The organism is Candidatus Kosakonia sp. 282A-S69 (genome assembly GCF_029433855.1).
GTDB lineage: Bacteria > Pseudomonadota > Gammaproteobacteria > Enterobacterales > Enterobacteriaceae > Kosakonia > Kosakonia cowanii_A.
The window spans coordinates 1,068,248-1,089,043 of record NZ_JAROAU010000001.1; the positions used below are offsets into that span (position 1 = coordinate 1,068,248).

Genomic DNA, 20,796 nt, shown 5'->3' on the forward strand with positions numbered 1-20,796 from the left:
TCCAGTTGCGGGTGACGAAGAAGGCATTTCAATTCAAGGAGAAGTTGTATTTATCAACTATTTTTGAATTAACGTAGGCGCAGTATACCATCTATGGCGGGGATAAAGCAGCCTGACGCGCTGCCAAATTGTGAAATAGTTGTTGTTTTGTGCTAAAGCTCCGCAGACCGGTTATCACCTTTCCTGGTACCAACGAGCGTTAAAACGCCCGTCTGATCACCTCCACCACACTCTCCAGCACCGGGTCGCGCAGGCTCAACTTATTGTAGTAAAGCGAAATATCCAGGCGCTCATTGTTGACTGGCGGGAAGGGGATCTCGACCAGGGGCCAGCAGTGGCGGAAAAGTTCGTATAAACGGTAGGGCATCAATCCAAGCAGATCGCTGTTACCAATCAGTGCCGCGATTGTGAACATATTGTAACTGCTAAACGAGACCTGGCGTTCAGGGAAAAGATCCTGCATCCGCTGGCGCAGCGCGCTCAGGTTTTGCCCCTCCAGCATCAACAGCGTGTGCTCATACTTCTGCAATGCCAGTTCGTTAACCGGTTCATTCAGGCAAGGGTGGTCCTTGCGGCATACCAGCATCAGCCGGTCGGAAAAGAGGACGTGGTGGTTGATGGTGCGCGAACCGGCGATATGGGTATCAATAATCAGATCGGTCTGGAACTGGCTGAGCTGACTCTCAGCATCGCTTATCGGGATATTGCGCATCATCAGATGCGGGGCGCTCTCTTTGATCGCCTGAAAGACCACCGGGATCACCAGCGCGCCGATAGAGGGCGTGGTGCCCACCGTAATCGTGCGCTGCTTATCATAGCTGCCGGTTAAATCGAGCGCGCCGAGAATAGATTCCAGCCCCTGGCTGATATATTCATGCAGATGGGCTGCATAAGCGGTCGGCGTGACGCCCTGGCCTTTGCGAATGAAAAGCGGATCGGGAAATATTGAGCGCAGTTTTTGGATGGACTGGCTAATAGCGGACGGCGTCAGGTTCAGCACTTTCGCAGCGTTAACGATCCCTTTATGGACATATACCGCCTCAAAAATGGTCAATAAATTGAGATCAATATTGCGCAGGGTTCGGAAGACTTGCGGCTTATCATCCTGGGGACGCACTGTTATTCGCTTTTCCGGCAGGCTCTTATTATCCACGCTTGTGCTCCGTTTTCATTCGCAATATGAATGATAGTTGAATTTGTTTTTTTTGTTCATCAGCAAACTGAGTTAACGTCCTGTCTCGTCTCATCATTACGTAGATTTTTCATCGCGATGCCGGGCAATGCAGTCGGGAAACAATTGGCCTGAAGCATATGTACGAAGTCTGGCGAAGCATGATAACGCATATTAGCCAGAGCGGGCAGGCAGGTTGAAAATAGAGAATATGGCTTCTATTGTAAAGTGTTAACAGGGCAAATAAATAACGACCCGCACAAATTGCGGGCCGTGATACATCATACATTAAGTGTTCATATATTGATGAGGCGGATTGTTTAGTAACGCTAAAAAGTGCTGGATAAGAATCGTCCTTATTTTATCCATGCTCGCGTTTTCCACCAGTTTGCTGACCTGCGTCATTTCCATCCCGGCGTAACCGCACGGGTTGATGCGCATAAATGGCGCCAGATCCATATCAATATTCAGCGCCAGGCCATGGAATGAGCAGCCTTTACGGATGCGCAAACCGAGCGAGCAGATCTTCTTCCCCTCTACATAAACGCCCGGCGCATCCGGCCGCGCATTCGCCACAATATCGAGCTGCGCCAGCGTATTGATCACCGTATTTTCCAGCAGGGTGACCAGTTCACGGACGCCAATTTTTCGGCGCTTAAGGTTGATTAATACATACATCACCTGCTGACCCGGCCCGTGGTAGGTTACCTGGCCGCCGCGATCGCTCTGAATGACCGGAATATCACCTGCGGCAAGCACATGTTCGGCTTTGCCGGCCTGGCCCTGGGTAAAAACGGGGGGGTGTTCCACCAGCCAGATCTCGTCAGGCGTCTCGTCATCGCGACGATCGGTGAAGTCGTGCATCTCCTGCGAGACAGGCGCGTAGGGCTGTAAACCAAGATTGCGGATAAGAATGGTGTCCTGAGACAAAACGGCATCTCCGGCGGAGAAAAGAGTGCGGGGAGTATATCACAGCGAAAACGTTACCCGAATGGCTCCGGGTAACGTCATTAATTATTACAGCACCATGCGAACAATTTCGATATTGCCAAGCTCTTCGTAAAGCGTTTCAACTTGTTCAATATGCGTCGCGTTGATGGTAATCGAGACCGAGTGGTAATTGCCTTTGCTGCTCGGTTTTACCTGCGGAGAGTAATCACCTGGCGCATGGCGCTGTACCACTTCAACCACCAGATCAACCAGCTCAGGCTTCGCCAGACCCATCACTTTGTAAGTAAAAGGTGTCGGGAATTCAAGCAGTTCTTTAAGATTGGTTTTCATGTCAGCTCCGGCGTAAAAAATAATAACTCCTGCCACAGGGGCAGGAGTTTTTTGAGATGTTCAGTATATGGGGACAAAGATCACACTTTCAAGTGCGCACTCTTTAGCCAAACCAGTGGTGGAACATCAATTTAATGTAATCAATGATTTTGCCGAAGAAGTTACCTTCCGGGATCTCCTGCAACACGACCAGCGGACGCTGTTCGATGGTTTTGCCATCCAGCTGGAAGTTGATGCTGCCCACCACCTGGTTTTTCTGCAGCGGCGCGTGCAGCTCGCTGGTGTTAAGCACATAGCTCGCTTTCAGATCTTTCATACGACCGCGCGGAATGGTCAGGTAGACATCTTTATCCACGCCCAACGAGGCGCGATCGCTGTCGCCGAACCAGGCGGGCTCAGAGGCGAACTCTTTCCCGGCTTTCAGCGGACTGACGGTTTCAAAGAAGCGGAAGCCCCAGGTGAGCAGTTTTTTGCTCTCGGTTTCACGTCCTTTAAAGGTACGTCCGCCCATCACGGCAGAGATCAAACGCATCTGGCCTTCGGTTGCTGAAGCGACCAGGTTATACCCGGCGCGATCGGTGTGACCGGTTTTGATGCCGTCAACATTCAGGCTGTTATCCCACAGCAGGCCGTTACGGTTGGTCTGGCGGATGCCGTTGAAGGTGAACTCTTTCTCTTTGTAGATGGAGTATTCGTTCGGCACATCGCGGATCAGCGCCTGCCCAATCAGCGCCATATCACGGGCAGAGCTGTACTGACCATCCGCGTCCAGGCCGTGCACGGTCTGGAAGTGGCTGTTCTTCAGGCCGAGCGCGTTGACGTAGCTGTTCATCAGGCCAACAAATGCGTCCTGGCTGCCGGCGACGTAGTCGGCCATCGCCACGCAAGCGTCATTGCCCGACTGCAGGTTAATACCACGAATAAGCTGGGAAACCGGCACCTGCATGCCCGGTTTCAGGAACATCAGCGAAGAGCCGCGGAATACCGGGTTGCCGGTTGCCCAGGCGTCATTACCGATGGTCACCAGGTCGCTCTCTTTAAACTTGCCCGCTTTCATCGCCTGGCCGATAACGTAGCTGGTCATCATTTTGGTCAGGCTTGCCGGATCGCGACGCGCATCGGCGTTCTGTTCTGCCAGCACTTTGCCGGAGTTGTAATCGATCAGGATATAGGACTCCGCATCAATCTGCGGAACGCCCGGGATCATGGTTTTAATGTTCAGGTCATCGGCATGCGCAGCGGAGAGAGCTGCTGCGGTCAGCGCCGTGGTGAGCGCCAGGCGCTGCACAAAACGAGCGGAAAAAGTGGTCTTCATGGTCGAACAACGACATCCGTGATGGAGTTAAAAAAAGTGCCTTACTATAGCAAAAGCTATATCGGCAGGCATCCGACTTTGCGCGTGAGAGTGTGAATCACACTTACACAAATTGACAAAATCAGACACCTTTCCTGACTACTGAGCGCGTGTCACAAAGGATTGCAACTGCGCTTCGCTCTGCAGACGCTGCTGCAGTGCGCTGGCTTCAGACTTATTGCTGAACGGCCCTAACTGGATACGCCACACCGCGCCATTCTGCGTTACGCGGCCCGGCACGGAAAACTGCTGCGCCAGGCGCTGCTGATACTGCTGCGCGCGGGTCTGATCGCTTACCGCACCCACCTGCACCACATAGCTTCCGCTGGTCGCAGCAGTGGCGGCAGCGGCACTGGCCGCTGGTGCCGTGTTGTGAACCGTCCCCTGCACTGAGCCAGGTGCAGTCACCGGGGAGTTACGCGTCGCAGGCGCGGCCGTCTGCGTAACCGGCTCGCTCTGGTTAACCGGCGTGGCGGCAGCGGGCTGGGTGTTGGCGTTCATCGCGGGCTGCGCGGCCTCGCTGCTCTCCAGCACGCCAGAGGCGAGCGGCGTTTGCGCGCCGAGGAAACCGCCGCTGCGCACCGGGGCACCGGTCGGATCATCGCTTTTCAGCGTATCGTTACTGATCGGTTGCACGTTAGCCTGCGCTTGCGCTGGCTGATCCTCGTTCGGCTGTGAGGCAATCGGCTGCATCGGCTGGGCTGCGTTCGGCTGCGGCGTGGCGCTCATGCTCCCCCCGCTCAAATCCGGGCGCGCAGGCAGAGCATACGTCTGCTGCGCCACTTTGGTACAGGCCATCCCCGGACCAGAGAGCGATCCGTCCTGCGCGACGATAATCGGATCGATGCGCACTTTGGTGTTATTCGAGGTGTTCAGACGATCGGCAGAGGCGCGCGACAGCGAGATAACGCGGTCATTGCCGTAAGGGCCACGATCGTTGATACGCACCACAATCATGCGCCCGTTCGCCAGGTTGGTGATACGCGCGTAGCTTGGGATCGGCAGCGTTGGGTGTGCGGCAGTGAGCTGCATCGGATCGAACGCTTCACCGGAGGCGGTCAGGTTGCTGCCCGGCTCAGCGTCATAAATGGCGGCAAAGCCCGCCTGGCTGAAGCGGGAAGGATCCTGCACGATGGTGTAGCGTTTACCGTCGCGCTCATAATCCTGATTCGCCGTGGCGTTGGGTGTTTCATAGCGCGGCTCCGCGCCGCTGATCTCCACCACCGGGCCGTTGCAGACCGCAGGCTGTGGCGCAACCATCGTCTGCTGCTGATTATCATTACTCGTACAGGCCGCCAGTAACCCTGCTGCTATACAGATCCCAGGCCAAAGCTTATGCATTGCGCACCTCTTATACGTTCTTGGACAACATTTTTCTGTGGGTATGGATCGACATCACGATACCAAACCCGGCCATGAGTACGATGAGGGCGGAACCCCCGTAACTGATCAGCGGCAGTGGAACGCCTACCACCGGCAAGATACCGCTTACCATACCAATATTTACGAACACATATACGAACAGAATGAGCATTAAACCGCCGGCCATTACCCGGCCAAAGGTGGTTTGCGCCCGCGCGGCGATCCACAGCCCGCGCATAATCAACAGCAGGTAGAGCGCCAGCAGGATCAGAATCCCCACCAGGCCCAGCTCCTCCGCCAGCACGGCGAAGATAAAGTCCGTATGGCGCTCCGGCAGAAACTCCAGCTGCGACTGGGTGCCATGCAGCCAGCCTTTGCCGCTGAGGCCACCGGAACCAATCGCGATTTTCGACTGAATAATATGGTAGCCCGCGCCGAGCGGATCGGTTTCCGGATCGAGCAGCATCATTACGCGCTGGCGCTGATAATCATGCATCAGGAAGAACCACATTATCGGAATAAAGGCTGCGACAAGCAGCGCGGCGATACCGATCAGCCGCCAGCTCAGGCCGGAAAGAAACAGCACAAACAGCCCGGAGAGCACCACCAGAATCGAGGTGCCAAGATCCGGCTGTGCCGCCACCAGCAGGGTAGGGACGAAGATCAGCACCAATGCAATGCCGGTATTTTTCAGCGACGGCGGGCAGACATCGCGGTTGATAAAGCGCGCCACCATCAGCGGTACGGCGATTTTGGCAATTTCCGAGGGCTGAAAGCGTACCACGCCGAGATCGAGCCAGCGCTGCGCACCTTTGGAGATGGCACCGAAGGCGTCAACGGCAATCAGCAGAATCACGCAGAAGACATAGAGATAGGGTGCCCAGCCTTCATAGACACGCGGCGGCACCTGCGCCAGCACCACCATCACCACCAGCCCCATGGTGATCTGACCGATTTTACGCTCGGTCATGCCAATATCCTGGCCGCTGGCGCTCCAGATAACGATCGCACTGTAAAACAGCAGCGCGAGGATGATCAGCAGCAGCGCTGGGTCGAGATGGATCTTATCCCAGAACGATTTTTTGTTCGGATTATCCGTCATGATTATTGGTCCTCTGCCGCGGCCGTGGAGGGGTTTTCCGTCGGCAATTCGGTGTTGTTGTCGCCAAGCATAATGTGGTCGAGGATCTGCCGCATGATGGTACCAACGGCCGGACCTGCGCCGCCATTCTCCAGAATCATGGCGACGGCGACCTGCGGATTGTCGTACGGGGCGAAAGCGGTCATCAATTTATGGTCACGCAGACGCTCGGCAATGCGGTGGGCGTTATAGGTTTCGTTCGCCTTCAGGCCAAAGACCTGCGCGGTACCCGATTTCGCCGCCGCTTTGTAAGGCGCATTGGCGAAGTATTTATGACCAGTACCGTTAGGGCGGTTCGCTACGCCATACATGCCATCTTTGGCAATCTCCCAGTAGCCGGAGTGAATATCACCCACCGGCGGCTGCGTGGGCTGCTTCCACGGCACTTTTTTGCCGTTCTCAACGGTGCTCATCAACAGATGCGGCACTTTAACGATGCCGTCATTAATCAGCGTCATCATCGCTTTGTTCATCTGGATCGGCGTGGCGGTCCAGTACCCCTGGCCGATGCCGACCGGGATGGTATCGCCCTGATACCAGGGCTTCTTAAAGCGTTTCAGTTTCCATTCGCGGGTCGGCATGTTGCCCGAGCGCTCTTCCGACAGATCGATGCCGGTGTAGTGGCCATAACCAAACTTGCCCATCCACTCGGAAAGCCTGTCGATGCCCATGTCATACGCGACCTGATAGAAGAAGGTATCGGCAGACTCTTCCAGCGATTTGGTGACATTCAGATGGCCATGACCCCATTTTTTCCAGTCGCGGTACCGTTTTTCGGAGCCCGGAAGCTGCCACCAGCCGGGATCGAACAGGCTGGTATTACGGTTGATCACCCCGGCGCTGAGCGCCGAGACCGCGACATAGGGTTTAACCGTGGAGGCCGGCGGGTAGACGCCCTGGGTGGCGCGGTTAATCAGCGGCGTGTTCGGGTCATTGAGCAGCCCGGAGTAATCCTTGCTGGAGATACCGTCAACAAACAGGTTAGGGTCGTAACTTGGCGTTGAAACCAGCGCCAGAATGCTGCCGGTACGCGGATCGGTCACGACGACCGCGGCGCGGCTACCGGCAAGCAGGGTTTCAATATACTGCTGCAGCTTGAGATCGAGCGTCAGGTAGATATCGTGTCCCGCCTGTGGCGGCACCTCTTTCAGCTGGCGGATCACGCGGCCCCGGTTGTTCACTTCCACTTCTTCATAACCGGTCTGGCCGTGTAGCACATCTTCGTAGTAGCGCTCAATGCCGAGCTTGCCGATATCGTGGGTCGCGGCATAGTTGGCGAGTTTGCCATCTTTATCCAGCCGCTCGACGTCTTTATCGTTGATTTTCGACACATAGCCGATCACATGGGTCAATGCAGAGCCGTAGGGGTAGTAGCGGCGTTTATAGCCTTTCACTTCCACGCCAGGAAAGCGGTACTGGTTGACGGCGAAGCGCGCCACCTGCACTTCGGTGAGGTTGGTTTTCACCGGAATCGAGGTAAAGCGGTGCGAGCGTGCGCGCTCCTTTTTGAAGTTGGCGATATCATCATCGTTCAGATCGACCACATCGCGCAGCGCGTCGAGGGTCTGCTGCACGTTATCGACCTTCTCCGGCATCATCTCCACCTGGTAGATGGTGCGGTTCAGGGCCAGTGGTGTGCCGTTACGATCGTAAATAATGCCGCGACTGGGCGCGATGGGCACCAGTTTGATGCGGTTTTCGTTGGAGCGGGTCTGGTAGTCCGCATAACGGACGATTTGCAGGTTATAAAGGTTGGCGATCAGCACGCCGGAAAGCAGCAATATCCCCGTAAAAGCGACCACCGCCCGGCGCACAAACAGCGCGGACTCAGCCGTATAGTCGCGAAAAGAGTTCTGTAATTTCATCCGCTGCTAAATCCGCCTAAAACTCGTTACTCACGGTGATAAGGATGGTTGGTCGTGATACTCCATGCGCGATACAGGCTTTCGGCAACCAGCACACGCACCAGCGGGTGAGGAAGAGTCAACGCAGAGAGCGACCAACTTTGTTCGGCTGCCGCTTTGCAGGCGGGAGACAACCCCTCAGGGCCGCCGATCAGCAGGCTGACGTCGCGTCCGTCCTGCTTCCAGCGCTCCAGCTCATGTGCCAGCTGCGGCGTATCCCACGGTTTGCCGGGGATATCAAGGGTGACGATGCGGTTTTTGCCGGCGGCGGCCAGCATCAGTTCACCCTCTTTATCGAGGATGCGCTTGATATCCGCGTTCTTGCCGCGCTTGCCGGCGGGAATTTCCACCAGCTCAAACGGCATATCTTTCGGAAAACGGCGCAGATACTCGGTAAAACCTGTCTGTACCCAGTCCGGCATTTTCGTGCCGACAGCGACGAGTTGCAGCTTCACGCATCAACCCCAGAGTTTTTCCAGCTCGTACAGACGACGGCTCTCTTCCTGCATCACATGGACCATCACGTCGCCCAGATCAACCACCACCCAATCGGCGGCGCTTTCGCCCTCTACGCCCAGCGGCAGCATGCCCGCTGCGCGGGACTCCTGAACGACGTGATCCGCAATAGAAGCGACATGGCGGCTTGACGTGCCGGTACAGACGATCATGCAATCGGTGATGCTTGATTTGCCCTGAACGTCAATGGCGACGATGTCCTGACCTTTCAGGTCATCAATTTTGTCGATAACAAAATCCTGGAGTGCTTTACCCTGCAAGTGTTCCCCCTGGGTGAGTAAAAAATGTACTGGTCATAAACAGCCTGACATTATACCTGAAAGACGGCGAATGTCGGGACAAAAGTCCAGGCTTCGCGACATGAAAAGCGGGCTATCATCCCATCCTGGCCGCGCGATTGCATCGCCAATTTTGTAAAACAATTTCTGCGCGCGGAGAATAGCAGCCTGCGGGGTCCTGTCAATCACCGAATCACTACAGCTCAAAAGATGGATAAAAATGCGGCTACTTCTCATCAGGATGCCAGACTGCGCGGCTGTTTAGCACCCGCAGCGTGGCAAAATTATCGCGCATATCCACCCGGCTCCAGCAACCCTGGTCAATATGGAAATGCCACAGCGATGAGGCGGGCATACTCAATAAACGGGCAATCAGCAGGCTGATAACCCCTTGATGGCTGGCGATGAGCACATTTTTTTGCGTCTGTTTCAGATCCTGCAGTAGCGTCACTACACGCTCAATCCTGGCCGAGAAATCCTGAAAACCTTCGCCATTGGTCGGAACCGCGTGCTGCCAGTCCGTACACCAGGCGGCGTAGCGCTCGGGATCTTCATGCGTTAAATCGCGGTGGTGGCGCATCTCCCAGTCGCCAAAAAACATCTCATTGAGCAGCGGCGTGGTGTGAGTGTCGATATCCCGCGATGCCAGCACGCGCGCCGCGGTCTGCCGGGCGCGATCCAGCTCGCTGCAAAGCACATAATCGAACGGCACGGCGTGAAGCAGGTCGTGGAGGGTTTGCGCCTGCGCTAACCCCTTTGGCGTTAAGGACGTCGGGGCGTGTCCGCTGTAGAGTCCGGCCACGTTCGCTTCGGTCTCACCGTGGCGTATTAACCAGAGTCGCATGCACCTCTCCTGTCGATCGCGCGCTTTAGCGGTAGAGCCCCTGCTGCTGGATGTAATCAAGCACGGGGGCGGGTAGCAGGTCGTCGCACGGCTCACCGTGCGCCAGCCGCTGGCGAATACGCGTAGCAGAGATATCAAACCACGGCGTTTCGGCGAGATAGATTTTGCCGGCGGGCAGAGTGTGCAGATCCTCCACGCGGGTGGTCAGATGGGCGTCCAGCCAGCGCTGATGCGCCTCTTCGCTCATCGTCAGGGCATAACCCGGGCGGCGGCAGACTATCAGGTGGCAGTTATCAAGAATGGTGTCGTAATGATGCCAGCTATGGAAAGTGAGCAGCGAATCCTGGCCAATAATAAATGCCAGCGGTGCCAGGTTACCAGACTCCTGCCGCCACGCCTGCAGCGTATCCGCGCTGTAGGAGGGCTCATCGCGCATCAGTTCGCGCTCATCAAGGGTAAAAAGCGGTTTATCTGCAATCGCCAGCTCGACCATGGTTTTGCGCTGCTGGCTGTTCGCTTCAGGCTGCGGGCGATGGGGTGGCACATTATTGGGCATAATCGTCACCTTCGACAGGCCAATAAGCCTGGCCAGCGCTTCCACCGGTTTCAGGTGACCATAATGGACAGGATCGAAGGTGCCGCCAAACAGCGCTTGTAACTGTTTCATATCAACCATCAATAAAGATGTCTGCGAGGGCTTTATGGCAGAGCAGCAGAGAAAGCCCCTCCAGCTCAGCCCAGACCGACTGACCGTAATCCTGCTTGACGATCAGCTCTATACGGCTCAGCAGATGCACCGCCTGGCGCAGCTGATCGGCACTCAATCTGTTCAGCGCCTCTGTGGTCGCGCCGCGACGGTTTTGCCACACCCGGTGCTTATCAAACATCGCGCGCAGCGGCATCTGCGTCATCTGGCGTTTCAGCGTGACCAGCAGCAGCAGCTCGCGCTGCACGGTACGCAGCAGGATCACCGGCTCGCACGCCTCCAGCCGCAGCTGGGTCAGAATGTGTAACGCGCGCTTGCTCTTTCCAGCCAACAGGGCGTCAACCCAGTGGAACGGCGTGAAGTGCGCGGCATCGTTAACTGCCTGCTCAACGCGGGGCAGGGTGAGCTTGCCATCGGGCCACAACAGCGCCAGCCGCTCCAGCGCCTGCGACAGCGCCAGCAGGTTGCCCTCGTAGCAGTAGCAGAGGAGCTGATTGGCGGCGTCGTCCAGCTCCAGTTTGTTCTGTTTTGCCCGTGCGGCAACCCAGCGCGGCAGGTTTGCCTGTTCGGGCGTCTGGCAGCTGACTTGCACTATGTGCGTATTGAGTTGGCTAAGCCAGGCGGCATTCTCCTGCGCTTTGGTAAGCTTATTGCCGCGCACAATCAGGATCAGATCCTTATGCAGCAGGCCCACCAGCTTTGCCAGCTGTTCGTTCATCGCCGCATTCGGGCCGTTGTCCGGCAGCTGTAACAGCAGGGTTTGTCGGCTGGCGAACAGGCTCAGCGCCTGGCAAATAGAGAAGATCGCATCCCAGTCTGTGCTGGCATCAAGCGAGAAGGTGTGGTGTTCAGTGAAGCCTTGCGTGGCGGCAACCTGCCGCACCGCATCCTGGCTCTCTTGCAGCAGTAACGGGTCGTTACCGAGCAGCAGATAGGCCGCGCGCAGCCCTTCATTGAGCTGCGCGCGGAGTTGTTCCGGATACAGCCTGAGCATCAGCTACCTGGTGTGGCCGGGGCGGGTGTCACGCTTGAGGAAACCTCACTATCTTGCGTGTTTTTTGCATCCGCCGTGCGCACGCTCGGCAGCTGGCGAATCAGCTGCTCTGCGGCTTTGTTATACATCTCCTGGACGATAATCTCCTGCTCGGCCGCTTTTGCCAGCGCCTTTTGCGGGTTATCGAAGAACGAACGGTACACTTTGGTGCTAATCGGGTAGATATCGTGACCCGGGATCAGCACCGATGCGTTCACGGTCAGTACCATCTGGTACTCCGCCGTCTGGCCATTCTGGAAGACGGAGGCGGTATCATTCCCCATAAACACTGAACCCAGACGCAGCGACGGTACATCCTGTCGCGTTGTGCTCTCGTCCAGCAGCGTGACGCCGTTGAGGCGCAGCTGGCTACGGATGGCGCGGCTCAGCGGCCCATTTGGATCGCCGGAGTTGAAGATCATCGTTTTCATTTCCGGCGGCACCTGAGTAGAACTGCGCAGATGCCAGCCGCATCCGGCGGTGACCAGCACCGCCAGGGTTACGAACAGTGTTGCCAGATATCGCACGCTTCCTCCCGCGCTTAACCAACGACCAGATTGAGCAGTTTGCCCGGTACATAAATCACTTTACGTACGGTAACGCCCTCAAGATATTTCGCTACCAGATGCTCCTGGCCTGCGCGCTCACGAACCTGCTCTTCTGTCGCATCGACGGCGACGGTGATTTTACCGCGCACTTTACCGTTGACCTGCACGACCACCAGCGTGGTGTTCTCAACCATCGCTTTCTCATCGGCGACCGGCCACGGTGCGTTATCGATATCGCCTTCTCCGCCCAGCTCCTGCCACAGCGTGAAGCTGGCGTGCGGGGTGAACGGGTTGAGCATACGTACTACGGCCAGCAGCGCTTCCTGCATCAGGGCGCGATCCTGCTCGCTCTCCTGCGGCGCTTTTGCCAGCTTGTTCATCAGCTCCATGATCGCCGCGATAGCGGTGTTGAAGGTCTGACGACGGCCGATATCATCGGACACTTTGGCGATAGTTTTATGTACATCGCGGCGCAGTGCCTGCTGATCGTCATTCAGCGCGGCCAGATCCAGCGGCGCAACGGCACCCTGGGCGGTGTGTTCGTAGACCAGTTTCCAGACGCGTTTCAGGAAGCGGTTCGCCCCTTCCACGCCGGACTCCTGCCACTCCAGCGTCATATCAGCCGGGGAGGCGAACATCATAAACAGACGCACGGTGTCCGCGCCGTAACGCTCTACCATCTCCTGCGGGTCGATGCCGTTGTTCTTCGACTTCGACATTTTGCTCATACCGGTGTAGACCAGTTCATGGCCCGCGGCATCGGTCGCCTTCACGATGCGGCCTTTCTCGTCACGCTCAATGATAGCTTCCTTCGGCGACACCCAGTTACGCTCGCCGCTTTCACCGAGGTAGTAGAAGGCGTCTGCCAGCACCATGCCCTGACACAGCAGCTGTTTAGCCGGTTCGTCAGAGGTGACCATGCCCGCATCGCGCATCAGTTTGTGGAAGAAGCGGAAGTAGAGCAGGTGCATGATGGCGTGTTCGATACCACCGATATAGATATCAACTGGCAGCCAGTAGTTCGCCGCATTCGGGTCCAGCATCCCTTCGTTGTACTGCGGGCAGGTGTAGCGCGCATAGTACCAGGAGGACTCCATAAAGGTGTCGAAGGTATCGGTTTCGCGCAGCGCAGGCTGGCCGTTAACGGTGGTTTTCGCCCACTCGGGATCGGCTTTTATTGGGCTGGTAATGCCGTCCATCACCACATCTTCCGGCAGGATCACTGGCAGCTGGTCTTCCGGGGTGGGCATGACGGTGCCATCTTCGAGGGTCACCATCGGGATTGGCGCGCCCCAGTAACGCTGACGGGAAACCCCCCAGTCGCGCAGACGGAAATTCACTTTACGCTCGCCGACGCCTTTCTCTGCCAGCGTGTCAGCAATGGCATTAAAAGCGGCGTTGAAGTCGAGACCGTCAAACTCGCCGGAGTTAAACAGCACGCCTTTTTCGGTCAGCGCCTGGGCGCTGAGATCCGGCTCGCTGCCGTCAGCATTAAGGATGACCGGCTTGATCTTCAGCTGATATTTGCTGGCAAATTCGTAGTCGCGCTGATCGTGACCCGGAACGGCCATCACCGCGCCGGTGCCGTACTCCATCAGCACAAAGTTCGCCGTCCAGACCGGAATCGCTTCGCCGGTCAGCGGATGAATCGCTTTCAGGCCAGTATCGACACCCTTTTTCTCCATCGTCGCCATCTCGGCTTCTGCGACTTTGGTGTTGCGGCATTCGTCGATGAAGCTCGCCAGCGCCGGGTTGCTGCGGGCTGCCTGCTGCGCCAGCGGGTGACCGGCGGCGACGGCCAGATAGGTGACGCCCATAAAGGTGTCCGGGCGGGTGGTATAAACGGTCAGCTTCTCGTCGCTATTCTGAACATCAAAGGTGATCTCCACCCCTTCAGAACGGCCGATCCAGTTGCGCTGCATCGTTTTCACGGTATCCGGCCAGTGATCCAGTTTATCCAGATCGTTCAGCAGTTCGTCAGCATAGGCGGTGATTTTGATAAACCACTGCGGGATCTCTTTACGCTCAACCTTGGTGTCACAGCGCCAGCAGCAGCCGTCGATAACCTGTTCGTTGGCGAGTACGGTCTGGTCATTCGGGCACCAGTTCACCGCTGACGTTTTTTTGTAGACCAGCCCTTTTTTATAGAGCTCGGTGAAGAACTTCTGCTCCCAGCGGTAATATTCCGGGGTGCAGGTCGCCACTTCACGGCTCCAGTCGTAGCCGAAGCCCAGCATTTTGAGCTGGTTTTTCATGTAGGCGATATTGTCGTAGGTCCACGGCGCAGGGGCGGTTTTATTTTTTACCGCGGCGCCTTCAGCCGGCAGGCCAAACGCATCCCAGCCGATCGGCTGCAGCACGTTTTTGCCAAGCATACGCTGGTAGCGGGCGATCACATCGCCAATGGTGTAGTTACGGACGTGGCCCATGTGTAGTCGGCCAGAAGGATAGGGAAGCATCGACAGGCAATAGTATTTCTCTTTGCTCTCGTCTTCGGTGACCTCGAATGTGCGCTTTTCTTCCCAGTGACGCTGTACGGTGGATTCTATCTCTTCCGGGCGGTATTGCTCTTGCATGGCAGCCAGTAGTCCTGTTTTTGCTACAGCTACAAATGTAGCGTTAATAGGTGGTTTTTAGTCGGCATAGCATAGCCCAAACGCCAGCTTCAAAACAGCCTTTCCGAAAAGCGCCGTCGAAATAGCCCTTCTCTGCGCCACATCACTTTTTCACCACGCAACAGGCGGCTCGGCAGAGGCGGGGGAAATTAACGTCTATCATTAAAATGAATCACTTAACCGGAGGCGAAACGATGAACAAGGTTGCGCAATTTTACCGTGAACTGGTCGCTTCACTGACCGAGCGCCTGCGTAATGGCGATCGCGATATTGACGCATTAGTTGAACAGGCTCGCCTGAAGGTCGCACAGACCGGTGAGCTAACGCGAACCGAGACGGATGAGTTAATGCGCGCCATTCGTCGCGATTTGGAAGAGTTCGCCCGTAGCTACCACGAAAGCCAGAGTGAGGTCACTGACGGCGTCTTTATGCGGGTGATCAAAGAGAGCATCTGGCAGGAGCTGGCAGATATTACCGATAAAACCCAACTGGAGTGGCGGGAGGTGTTTCAGGACCTTAACCACCATGGCGTCTATCACAGCGGGGAAGTGGTCGGGCTGGGGAACCTGGTGTGCGAGAAGTGCCATTTCCATCTCGCGGTCTATACGCCGGATGTGCTGCCGTTATGCCCGAAATGTGGCCACGATCAGTTTCAGCGCCGCCCGTTTGAACCTTAACAGCAAGCGCCTGCCCACAGGGTGCGGGCAGGCGTAAGGGGATTAATGCAGGATCTTGGCGAGGAAGTCTTTTGCACGATCCGATTTCGGGTCGTTAAAGAAGGCGTCCTTCTCCGAGTCTTCGACGATTTTCCCTTCATCCATAAAGATCACGCGGTTCGCCACTTTACGGGCGAAGCCCATTTCGTGCGTCACCACCATCATCGTCATCCCTTCGTTAGCCAGCTCGACCATCACGTCCAGCACTTCGTTGATCATCTCCGGATCGAGCGCCGAGGTTGGCTCATCAAACAGCATCGCCACCGGATCCATGCAGAGCGCACGGGCAATCGCCACGCGCTGCTGCTGACCGCCGGAGAGCTGTGCCGGGAACTTATTGGCATGCGCCGTCAGGCCTACGCGCTCCAGCAGCTTCAGCCCTTTGTCGCGTGCAGCCGCTTTGTCGCGTTTCAGCACTTTCACCTGCGCCAGCGTCAGGTTTTCGATGATTGACAGGTGTGGGAAGAGCTCAAAGTGCTGGAATACCATCCCGACATGGGAGCGCAGCTCAGCGAGATTGGTTTTCTTGTCATTCACTTTGGTGCCGTTCACCAGGATTTCGCCTTTCTGAACCGGCTCGAGGCCATTGACGGTTTTGATCAGCGTCGATTTACCGGAACCCGACGGGCCGCAAACGACCACCACCTCGCCCTTTTTCACTTCGGTGGAGCAGTCGGTCAACACCTGAAAGTGGCCATACCATTTCGAAACATTTTTCAGGGAAATCATTAGACGGTCCTTTTCTTCAGCCAGCTGACCAACAGCGAAGCACTCAAACTGATAACAAAATAGACAGCGCCGGCAAACAGGATCATCTCGACCTGCGTACCGTCACGCTCGCCAATCGTGGAGGCCGTGCGGAAGAAATCCGCCAGGCTCAGGACATACACTAACGAGGTGTCCTGGAATAAGACGATGCCCTGGGTAAGCAGCAGCGGCACCATGGCGCGAAACGCCTGCGGCAGAATAATCAGCTTCATCGACTGCCAGTGCGTCATGCCGAGCGCCAGCGCCGCGCTTGACTGCCCGCGGGAGATACTCTGAATACCGGCACGAATAATCTCCGAGTAGTACGCCGCCTCAAACATTGAGAAGGCGACCATCGCAGAGATCAGGCGGATATCGGTTTTGGGCGACAGGCCAAGCACGTTTTGCAGAAAGCCCGGCACGATCAGATAGAACCACAGCAGCACCATGACCAGCGGGATCGAGCGGAAGACGTTAACGTAGCTTTTCGCGAACCAGCGCAGCGGCGCGAAGGTCGACAGTCGCATCACGGCCAGCAGCGTCCCCCAGACGATGCCGAACACAATCGCAATGGCGGTGATTTTCAGCGTCACCAGCAATCCCGTCCACAGATAGGGGAGGGAAGGGACGATAGAACTCCAGTCAAACTCATACATGGTTATTTGCCTCCCATATTGCCCGGCAGGCGGATTTTGCGTTCAACCAGGTTCATCACCAGCATAATCACGGCGTTAATTACCACATAAGCGAGGGTAATGGCGGTAAACGATTCCCACGCGTGCGCGGAGTAATCGAGCAGCTTGCCTGCCTGCGCCGCCATATCCACCAGACCAATGGTCGAAGCGATAGCCGAGTTTTTGACCAGGTTCATCATCTCAGAGGTCATTGGCGGGACAATCACGCGGTACGCATTCGGTAGCAGCACGTAGCGGTAGGTTTGCGGCAGCGTCAGGCCCATCGCCAGACCGGCGTTCTTCTGCCCGCGCGGCAGCGACTGGATTGCCGCGCGTACCTGCTCGCAGACGCGGGCAGCAGTAAACAACCCCAGGCAGACCATCGACGAAACAAAGAACTGGATATTGGGATCCAGCTCCGCCTTAAACCACATGCCGATATCTTCCGGTAGCAGCTCCGGCACCACAAGATACCAGGTAAAGAACTGCACAATCAGCGGCACGTTACGGAACAGTTCCACATATACGGTGCCGATCCCGGAGAGGAAGCGGTTGGGAACGGTGCGCAGGATGCCAAACAGAGAGCCGACCAGGAAGGCGATGATCCAGGCCGTCACCGACAGGGCGATAGTGACCTGAAAACCGCTCCATAACCAGCCAAGATAGGTGGTGTTGCCGAACGGGGCCTGTTGCAGGAAGATCCCCCAGTTCCAGTCTATGGACATAAATCTACTCCGGAAAAAAAAGGGTAGCAGCGCTACCCTCGAAGATTGTGTGAAGTGCGAATGTTCACGCTGAGTGGGGAACGGCCACTCAACGCATAGTCTGTCCGTGCAGCTTCGACAATCGAGAGGGCAGGTAAACCCGCCCCTAATGGTTGTAATTAGTTCAGAGCTTTGTCATTCGGTTCTTTGAACAACGCTTTCATGTCGTCGGAAAGATCGAAGTTCAGGTTCATATTTTTCGGTGGAATCGGGTTTTTAAACCACTTGTCGAAGGATTTTTCCGCCGCGCCAGAGGTCTGGTACTGGGCGATGGTCTCATCCATCAGCTTTTTAAACTCCGGATCGTTTTTGCGCAGCATACAGCCGTAAGCCTCTTTCGACTGCGGCGTGCCGACGATCTCCCAGTTATCCGGTTTCTTCGCCTTCGCGCGCTCGCCGGCCAGCAGAGCATCATCCATCATAAAGGCCACCGCGCGGCCGCTCTCCAGCGTACGGAAGGAGTCGCCGTGATCTTTCGCGCTGATGATGCGCATATCCATCTTCTTCTCATCGTTCAGCTTGTTAAGCAGGATCTCGGAGGTGGTGCCGGAGGTCACAACCACGGCTTTGCCTTTCAGGTCGGCGAAATCTTTGATCGGGCCGCCTTTTTTGGTCAGCAGACGGGTGCCAACAACGAAGATGGTGTCAGAGAAGGCCGCCTGTTTCTGGCGCTCGACGTTGTTGGTGGTGGAGCCACACTCAAAGTCGAAGGTACCGTTTTGCAACAGGGGAATACGGTTCTGCGAGGTGACAGGGATCAGCTTAACCGCCAGATCCGGCTTGTTGAGCTTCTTCTTCACCGCTTCAACGATAGCGTTGGAGTAGTCTTGTGAATAACCGACAACTTTCTGTGCGTTGTCGTAATAGGAGAAGGGTACGGAAGATTCACGGTGACCGACGACAATAACGCCGTTTTTGGCAATTTTATCCAGCGTCGATTGCTGAGCCGCTGCATCGGCAGGCTTCGCCTCTTCGGCGTGTGCCAGCCCGGCGGAGATTCCCATCACCAGCATGGCGGCGGCCAGTTTACGTAATTGCATATCCAGACTCCTTTATCGTCAGTGCGTAAAGCACAGTGATACCCGTTGTGTTGTTGTTATGTGCTGCTACATATTCGTGCAGTGTCGTGTGTGTTTGTTACATTTAGTCTGGCTTAATGTAAAGAATTTGCTGCGGTATTGTTTATTTTTGCGAGGCGCGCCGCACCGTTTAGAGGCAAAAATCTCACATTGCACCAGAATAGTGCTGCGACCGATCCCTGCCGGTGCGACCCGTTTACGCACGGGCAGATTTGGTCGCTACGGAATAGATATAAGCAAGCGGCATGCCAGTTTGATGGGTGAAGAAGTAAGAAGCCGCGTAGGCCGGATAAGCGCAGCGCCATCCGGCAAAGATATGAGGTCACTGCCGGATGACGGCTTGTGCCTTATCCGGCCTACGGGCAAGTGCGAAATTTTGTAGGCCGGATAAGCGCAGCGCCATCCGGCAAAGATATGAGGTCACTGCCGGATGGCGGCTTGCGCCTTATCCGGCCTACGGGAAGTGCGAAATTTTGTAGGCCGGATAAGCGGTACGCGCCATCCGGCAATCCATGGCGAAGAATTAACGGCGCTGACGCAGACCCATCAGCAGCGCGGCAAAGCCCAGCAGAACCGTGATAATCCACACCGGCCAGTTACCCATCCGCGCATAGGGCGTTAACCCGGTGGTGGGCGTGACTTTCGCCGTCAGCACCTCACGGGTGAACTGCGGCAGCATCGCCTGAATCTCGCCCTGCGGCCCAATCACCGCGGTAATACCGTTATTGGTGCTGCGCAGCAGCGGGCGCGCCAGCTCCAGCGAACGCATACGCGCCATCTGGAAGTGCTGCCATGGCCCAATCGACTTGCCAAACCAGGCATCGTTGGAGATGGTCAGCAGGAAATCGGTGTCCGGGCGGAAGTTATCCCGCACCTGCTCGCCGAGGATAATCTCGTAGCAAATCGCTGCCGTCAGTTTTAAGCCATGAGCCGAGAGCGGTGCCTGCACATAAGGGCCGCGGCTAAAGGAGGACATTGGCAAATCGAAGAAGGGCGCGAGTGGTCGCAGAATCGACTCCAGCGGCACAAACTCGCCAAACGGCACGAGGTGGTTTTTGTTGTAGCGATCCGTTGAGCGATAGCTGTAGGGGCTACCGGTACCCAGCGTGATGGCCGTGTTGTAAGTGTCGTAACGGTTTTGCTGATTGAGGCGCGCATCAACAATACCGGTGATCAGCGTGGCATTGTTTGCCCGCAGGGTTTTATCCATCTCGTTGAGAAAGCCCTGCTGGTTAATCTCCAGATCCGGGATCGCCGACTCCGGCCAGATAATCAGCTGCGACTTGCCCAGCACCTGCTCTGTCGCCCCGGCGTAAATCTTCAGCGTATTAAGCAGCTCGCCCGCATCCCACTTCATCGACTGCGGAATGTTGCCCTGCACCATCGTCACCTCAGTGGCGCGATCGGGCAGCGGCTGATACCACTGGATAAAACGCAGCGGGAAGGGGAGGGCGAAGAGCACAACCGCCGCCACCAGCGGACGCCAGTTACGCGTTGCCAGCGCCAGCACCAGCAGGCCGCTGACTACCATCAGCAGGATGTTAATCGACTCGACGCCCAGCACCGGGGCCAGCCCTTTCAGCGGGCCATCAATCTGGCTGTAGCCAAACTGCAGCCACGGGAAACCGGTCAGCACCCAGCCGCGCAGGAACTCGGTGATCTGCCACACGACCGGGGCGGCGACTGCCACGCGCAGCCAGCCGGTTTTCGGCCACAGGCGCGACAGCAGGCCGGCAAACAGGCCGGTATAGAGCGAAAGATAAGCTGCCAGCAGCGCGACGATAAAGACGTTGATGGGGCCAGGCATGCCGCCAAACTGCGCGATGCTGACATAGACCCAGTGCACGCCGCTGCCAAACAGGCCAAGCCCCCAGGCGTAGCCAATCGAGGCGGCCTGTAACGGACGGCGGTTGAGGGTTAAGCCCTGCAGGCCCATCAGGGAGAGAAGCGCGGCGGGCCAGAAGTCATAAGGTGAAAAAGCCAGCGTTCCGCTGGCTCCGAACAGTAACGCCAGCAGCAGACGGACGCGCTGGCGCTCAAACAAGGCGGCAAATACCATTTAC

20 protein-coding genes are annotated in these 20,796 nt (G+C 56.6%); 1 reads left to right on the plus strand and 19 read right to left on the minus strand.

Annotated features, from left to right (window positions below; translation table 11 throughout):
- Window positions 1–199: 199 nt before the first annotated feature.
- The 14 genes from PU683_RS04700 to leuS all read right to left on the minus strand — a co-directional run bounded on the left by PU683_RS04700 (window position 200) and on the right by leuS (window position 14,714).
- Window positions 200–1,153, minus strand: coding sequence for a YbeF family transcriptional regulator (locus PU683_RS04700; protein WP_277170399.1), 954 nt, complete (start codon window positions 1,151–1,153; stop codon window positions 200–202).
- Window positions 1,154–1,459: 306 nt separating this feature from the next.
- Entirely contained in the window at window positions 1,460–2,101 is a 642-nt protein-coding gene (lipB, locus tag PU683_RS04705; RefSeq protein ID WP_277170401.1) for a lipoyl(octanoyl) transferase LipB, read from the minus strand.
- An 87-nt stretch (window positions 2,102–2,188) separates the two neighbouring features.
- Window positions 2,189–2,452: a DUF493 family protein YbeD gene (gene ybeD / locus PU683_RS04710; RefSeq protein ID WP_017455881.1), complete on the minus strand. Its 264-nt coding sequence runs from the start codon at window positions 2,450–2,452 to the stop codon at window positions 2,189–2,191.
- A gap of 103 nt (window positions 2,453–2,555) precedes the next feature.
- On the minus strand, window positions 2,556–3,767 hold the full coding sequence (dacA, locus tag PU683_RS04715; RefSeq protein ID WP_277170404.1) for a D-alanyl-D-alanine carboxypeptidase DacA: 1,212 nt from the start codon (window positions 3,765–3,767) through the stop codon (window positions 2,556–2,558).
- 138 nt (window positions 3,768–3,905) lie between these two features.
- Window positions 3,906–5,147: an endolytic peptidoglycan transglycosylase RlpA gene (gene rlpA, locus PU683_RS04720; RefSeq protein WP_277170405.1), complete on the minus strand. Its 1,242-nt coding sequence runs from the start codon at window positions 5,145–5,147 to the stop codon at window positions 3,906–3,908.
- Window positions 5,148–5,157: 10 nt separating this feature from the next.
- Window positions 5,158–6,270, minus strand: coding sequence for a peptidoglycan glycosyltransferase MrdB (gene mrdB / locus PU683_RS04725; RefSeq protein ID WP_124969163.1), 1,113 nt, complete (start codon window positions 6,268–6,270; stop codon window positions 5,158–5,160).
- Window positions 6,271–6,272: 2 nt separating this feature from the next.
- The gene (gene mrdA / locus PU683_RS04730; protein ID WP_277170406.1) at window positions 6,273–8,174 is read right to left on the minus strand and encodes a peptidoglycan DD-transpeptidase MrdA; all 1,902 of its coding nucleotides are present in this window, start codon (window positions 8,172–8,174) and stop codon (window positions 6,273–6,275) included.
- Between the two features lie 26 nt (window positions 8,175–8,200).
- The gene (gene rlmH, locus PU683_RS04735) at window positions 8,201–8,668 is read right to left on the minus strand and encodes a 23S rRNA (pseudouridine(1915)-N(3))-methyltransferase RlmH (RefSeq protein WP_003858701.1); all 468 of its coding nucleotides are present in this window, start codon (window positions 8,666–8,668) and stop codon (window positions 8,201–8,203) included.
- 3 nt (window positions 8,669–8,671) lie between these two features.
- The gene (gene rsfS / locus PU683_RS04740) at window positions 8,672–8,989 is read right to left on the minus strand and encodes a ribosome silencing factor (protein WP_023479923.1); all 318 of its coding nucleotides are present in this window, start codon (window positions 8,987–8,989) and stop codon (window positions 8,672–8,674) included.
- A 244-nt stretch (window positions 8,990–9,233) separates the two neighbouring features.
- The gene (locus PU683_RS04745) at window positions 9,234–9,851 is read right to left on the minus strand and encodes an adenosylcobalamin/alpha-ribazole phosphatase (RefSeq protein ID WP_277170407.1); all 618 of its coding nucleotides are present in this window, start codon (window positions 9,849–9,851) and stop codon (window positions 9,234–9,236) included.
- Between the two features lie 25 nt (window positions 9,852–9,876).
- Window positions 9,877–10,527 (minus strand): nicotinate-nucleotide adenylyltransferase, encoded by a 651-nt coding sequence (nadD, locus tag PU683_RS04750; protein ID WP_277170408.1) that lies wholly within the window; start codon window positions 10,525–10,527, stop codon window positions 9,877–9,879.
- Window positions 10,520–11,551: a DNA polymerase III subunit delta gene (holA, locus tag PU683_RS04755; protein WP_277170409.1), complete on the minus strand. Its 1,032-nt coding sequence runs from the start codon at window positions 11,549–11,551 to the stop codon at window positions 10,520–10,522. Before holA ends, nadD begins: the two co-directional genes overlap by 8 nt.
- A complete protein-coding gene (lptE, locus tag PU683_RS04760) occupies window positions 11,551–12,117 on the minus strand; it encodes an LPS assembly lipoprotein LptE (RefSeq protein ID WP_277170410.1) in 567 nt (188 codons plus the stop codon). The genes holA and lptE overlap by 1 nt, the downstream gene beginning before the upstream one ends.
- Window positions 12,118–12,131: 14 nt before the next feature.
- Window positions 12,132–14,714 carry a leucine--tRNA ligase gene (gene leuS / locus PU683_RS04765; RefSeq protein WP_277170411.1) on the minus strand — a complete coding sequence of 861 codons (2,583 nt, stop codon included), beginning with the start codon at window positions 14,712–14,714 and terminating at the stop codon, window positions 12,132–12,134.
- 233 nt (window positions 14,715–14,947) lie between these two features.
- Between leuS and PU683_RS04770 the strand changes: the two genes are divergently transcribed.
- A complete protein-coding gene (locus tag PU683_RS04770) occupies window positions 14,948–15,430 on the plus strand; it encodes a zinc ribbon-containing protein (protein ID WP_277170412.1) in 483 nt (160 codons plus the stop codon).
- Window positions 15,431–15,472: 42 nt separating this feature from the next.
- On the opposite strand, the gene PU683_RS04775 is transcribed toward PU683_RS04770, so the two are convergent.
- The 5 genes from PU683_RS04775 to lnt all read right to left on the minus strand — a co-directional run bounded on the left by PU683_RS04775 (window position 15,473) and on the right by lnt (window position 20,792).
- The gene (locus tag PU683_RS04775; RefSeq protein WP_023479949.1) at window positions 15,473–16,198 is read right to left on the minus strand and encodes an amino acid ABC transporter ATP-binding protein; all 726 of its coding nucleotides are present in this window, start codon (window positions 16,196–16,198) and stop codon (window positions 15,473–15,475) included.
- Window positions 16,198–16,872, minus strand: a complete 675-nt coding sequence (gene gltK, locus PU683_RS04780) for a glutamate/aspartate ABC transporter permease GltK (protein ID WP_277170413.1) — start codon at window positions 16,870–16,872, stop codon at window positions 16,198–16,200. The genes PU683_RS04775 and gltK overlap by 1 nt, the downstream gene beginning before the upstream one ends.
- 2 nt (window positions 16,873–16,874) lie before the next feature.
- Window positions 16,875–17,615: an amino acid ABC transporter permease gene (locus PU683_RS04785; RefSeq protein WP_277170414.1), complete on the minus strand. Its 741-nt coding sequence runs from the start codon at window positions 17,613–17,615 to the stop codon at window positions 16,875–16,877.
- A gap of 158 nt (window positions 17,616–17,773) precedes the next feature.
- Window positions 17,774–18,694: an amino acid ABC transporter substrate-binding protein gene (locus PU683_RS04790; RefSeq protein WP_277170415.1), complete on the minus strand. Its 921-nt coding sequence runs from the start codon at window positions 18,692–18,694 to the stop codon at window positions 17,774–17,776.
- A 562-nt stretch (window positions 18,695–19,256) separates the two neighbouring features.
- Window positions 19,257–20,792 (minus strand): apolipoprotein N-acyltransferase, encoded by a 1,536-nt coding sequence (gene lnt / locus PU683_RS04795; RefSeq protein ID WP_277170416.1) that lies wholly within the window; start codon window positions 20,790–20,792, stop codon window positions 19,257–19,259.
- Between the last annotated feature and the right edge of the window lie 4 nt (window positions 20,793–20,796).

Bases quoted from the DNA above. Each gene is read 5' to 3' on its own strand.
- ybeD (WP_017455881.1), bottom strand. From the start codon at position 2,452: ATGAAAACCAATCTTAAAGAACTGCTTGAATTCCCGACACCTTTTACT.
- dacA (WP_277170404.1), bottom strand. From the start codon at position 3,767: ATGAAGACCACTTTTTCCGCTCGTTTTGTGCAGCGCCTGGCGCTCACC.
- nadD (WP_277170408.1), bottom strand. From the start codon at position 10,527: ATGGTTGATATGAAACAGTTACAAGCGCTGTTTGGCGGCACCTTCGAT.
- mrdA (WP_277170406.1), bottom strand. From the start codon at position 8,174: ATGAAATTACAGAACTCTTTTCGCGACTATACGGCTGAGTCCGCGCTG.
- lnt (WP_277170416.1), bottom strand. From the start codon at position 20,792: ATGGTATTTGCCGCCTTGTTTGAGCGCCAGCGCGTCCGTCTGCTGCTG.
- mrdB (WP_124969163.1), bottom strand. From the start codon at position 6,270: ATGACGGATAATCCGAACAAAAAATCGTTCTGGGATAAGATCCATCTC.
- gltK (WP_277170413.1), bottom strand. From the start codon at position 16,872: ATGTATGAGTTTGACTGGAGTTCTATCGTCCCTTCCCTCCCCTATCTG.
- PU683_RS04785 (WP_277170414.1), bottom strand. From the start codon at position 17,615: ATGTCCATAGACTGGAACTGGGGGATCTTCCTGCAACAGGCCCCGTTC.
- PU683_RS04790 (WP_277170415.1), bottom strand. From the start codon at position 18,694: ATGCAATTACGTAAACTGGCCGCCGCCATGCTGGTGATGGGAATCTCC.
- PU683_RS04775 (WP_023479949.1), bottom strand. From the start codon at position 16,198: ATGATTTCCCTGAAAAATGTTTCGAAATGGTATGGCCACTTTCAGGTG.
- PU683_RS04770 (WP_277170412.1), top strand. From the start codon at position 14,948: ATGAACAAGGTTGCGCAATTTTACCGTGAACTGGTCGCTTCACTGACC.
- PU683_RS04745 (WP_277170407.1), bottom strand. From the start codon at position 9,851: ATGCGACTCTGGTTAATACGCCACGGTGAGACCGAAGCGAACGTGGCC.
- holA (WP_277170409.1), bottom strand. From the start codon at position 11,551: ATGCTCAGGCTGTATCCGGAACAACTCCGCGCGCAGCTCAATGAAGGG.
- leuS (WP_277170411.1), bottom strand. From the start codon at position 14,714: ATGCAAGAGCAATACCGCCCGGAAGAGATAGAATCCACCGTACAGCGT.
- rlpA (WP_277170405.1), bottom strand. From the start codon at position 5,147: ATGCATAAGCTTTGGCCTGGGATCTGTATAGCAGCAGGGTTACTGGCG.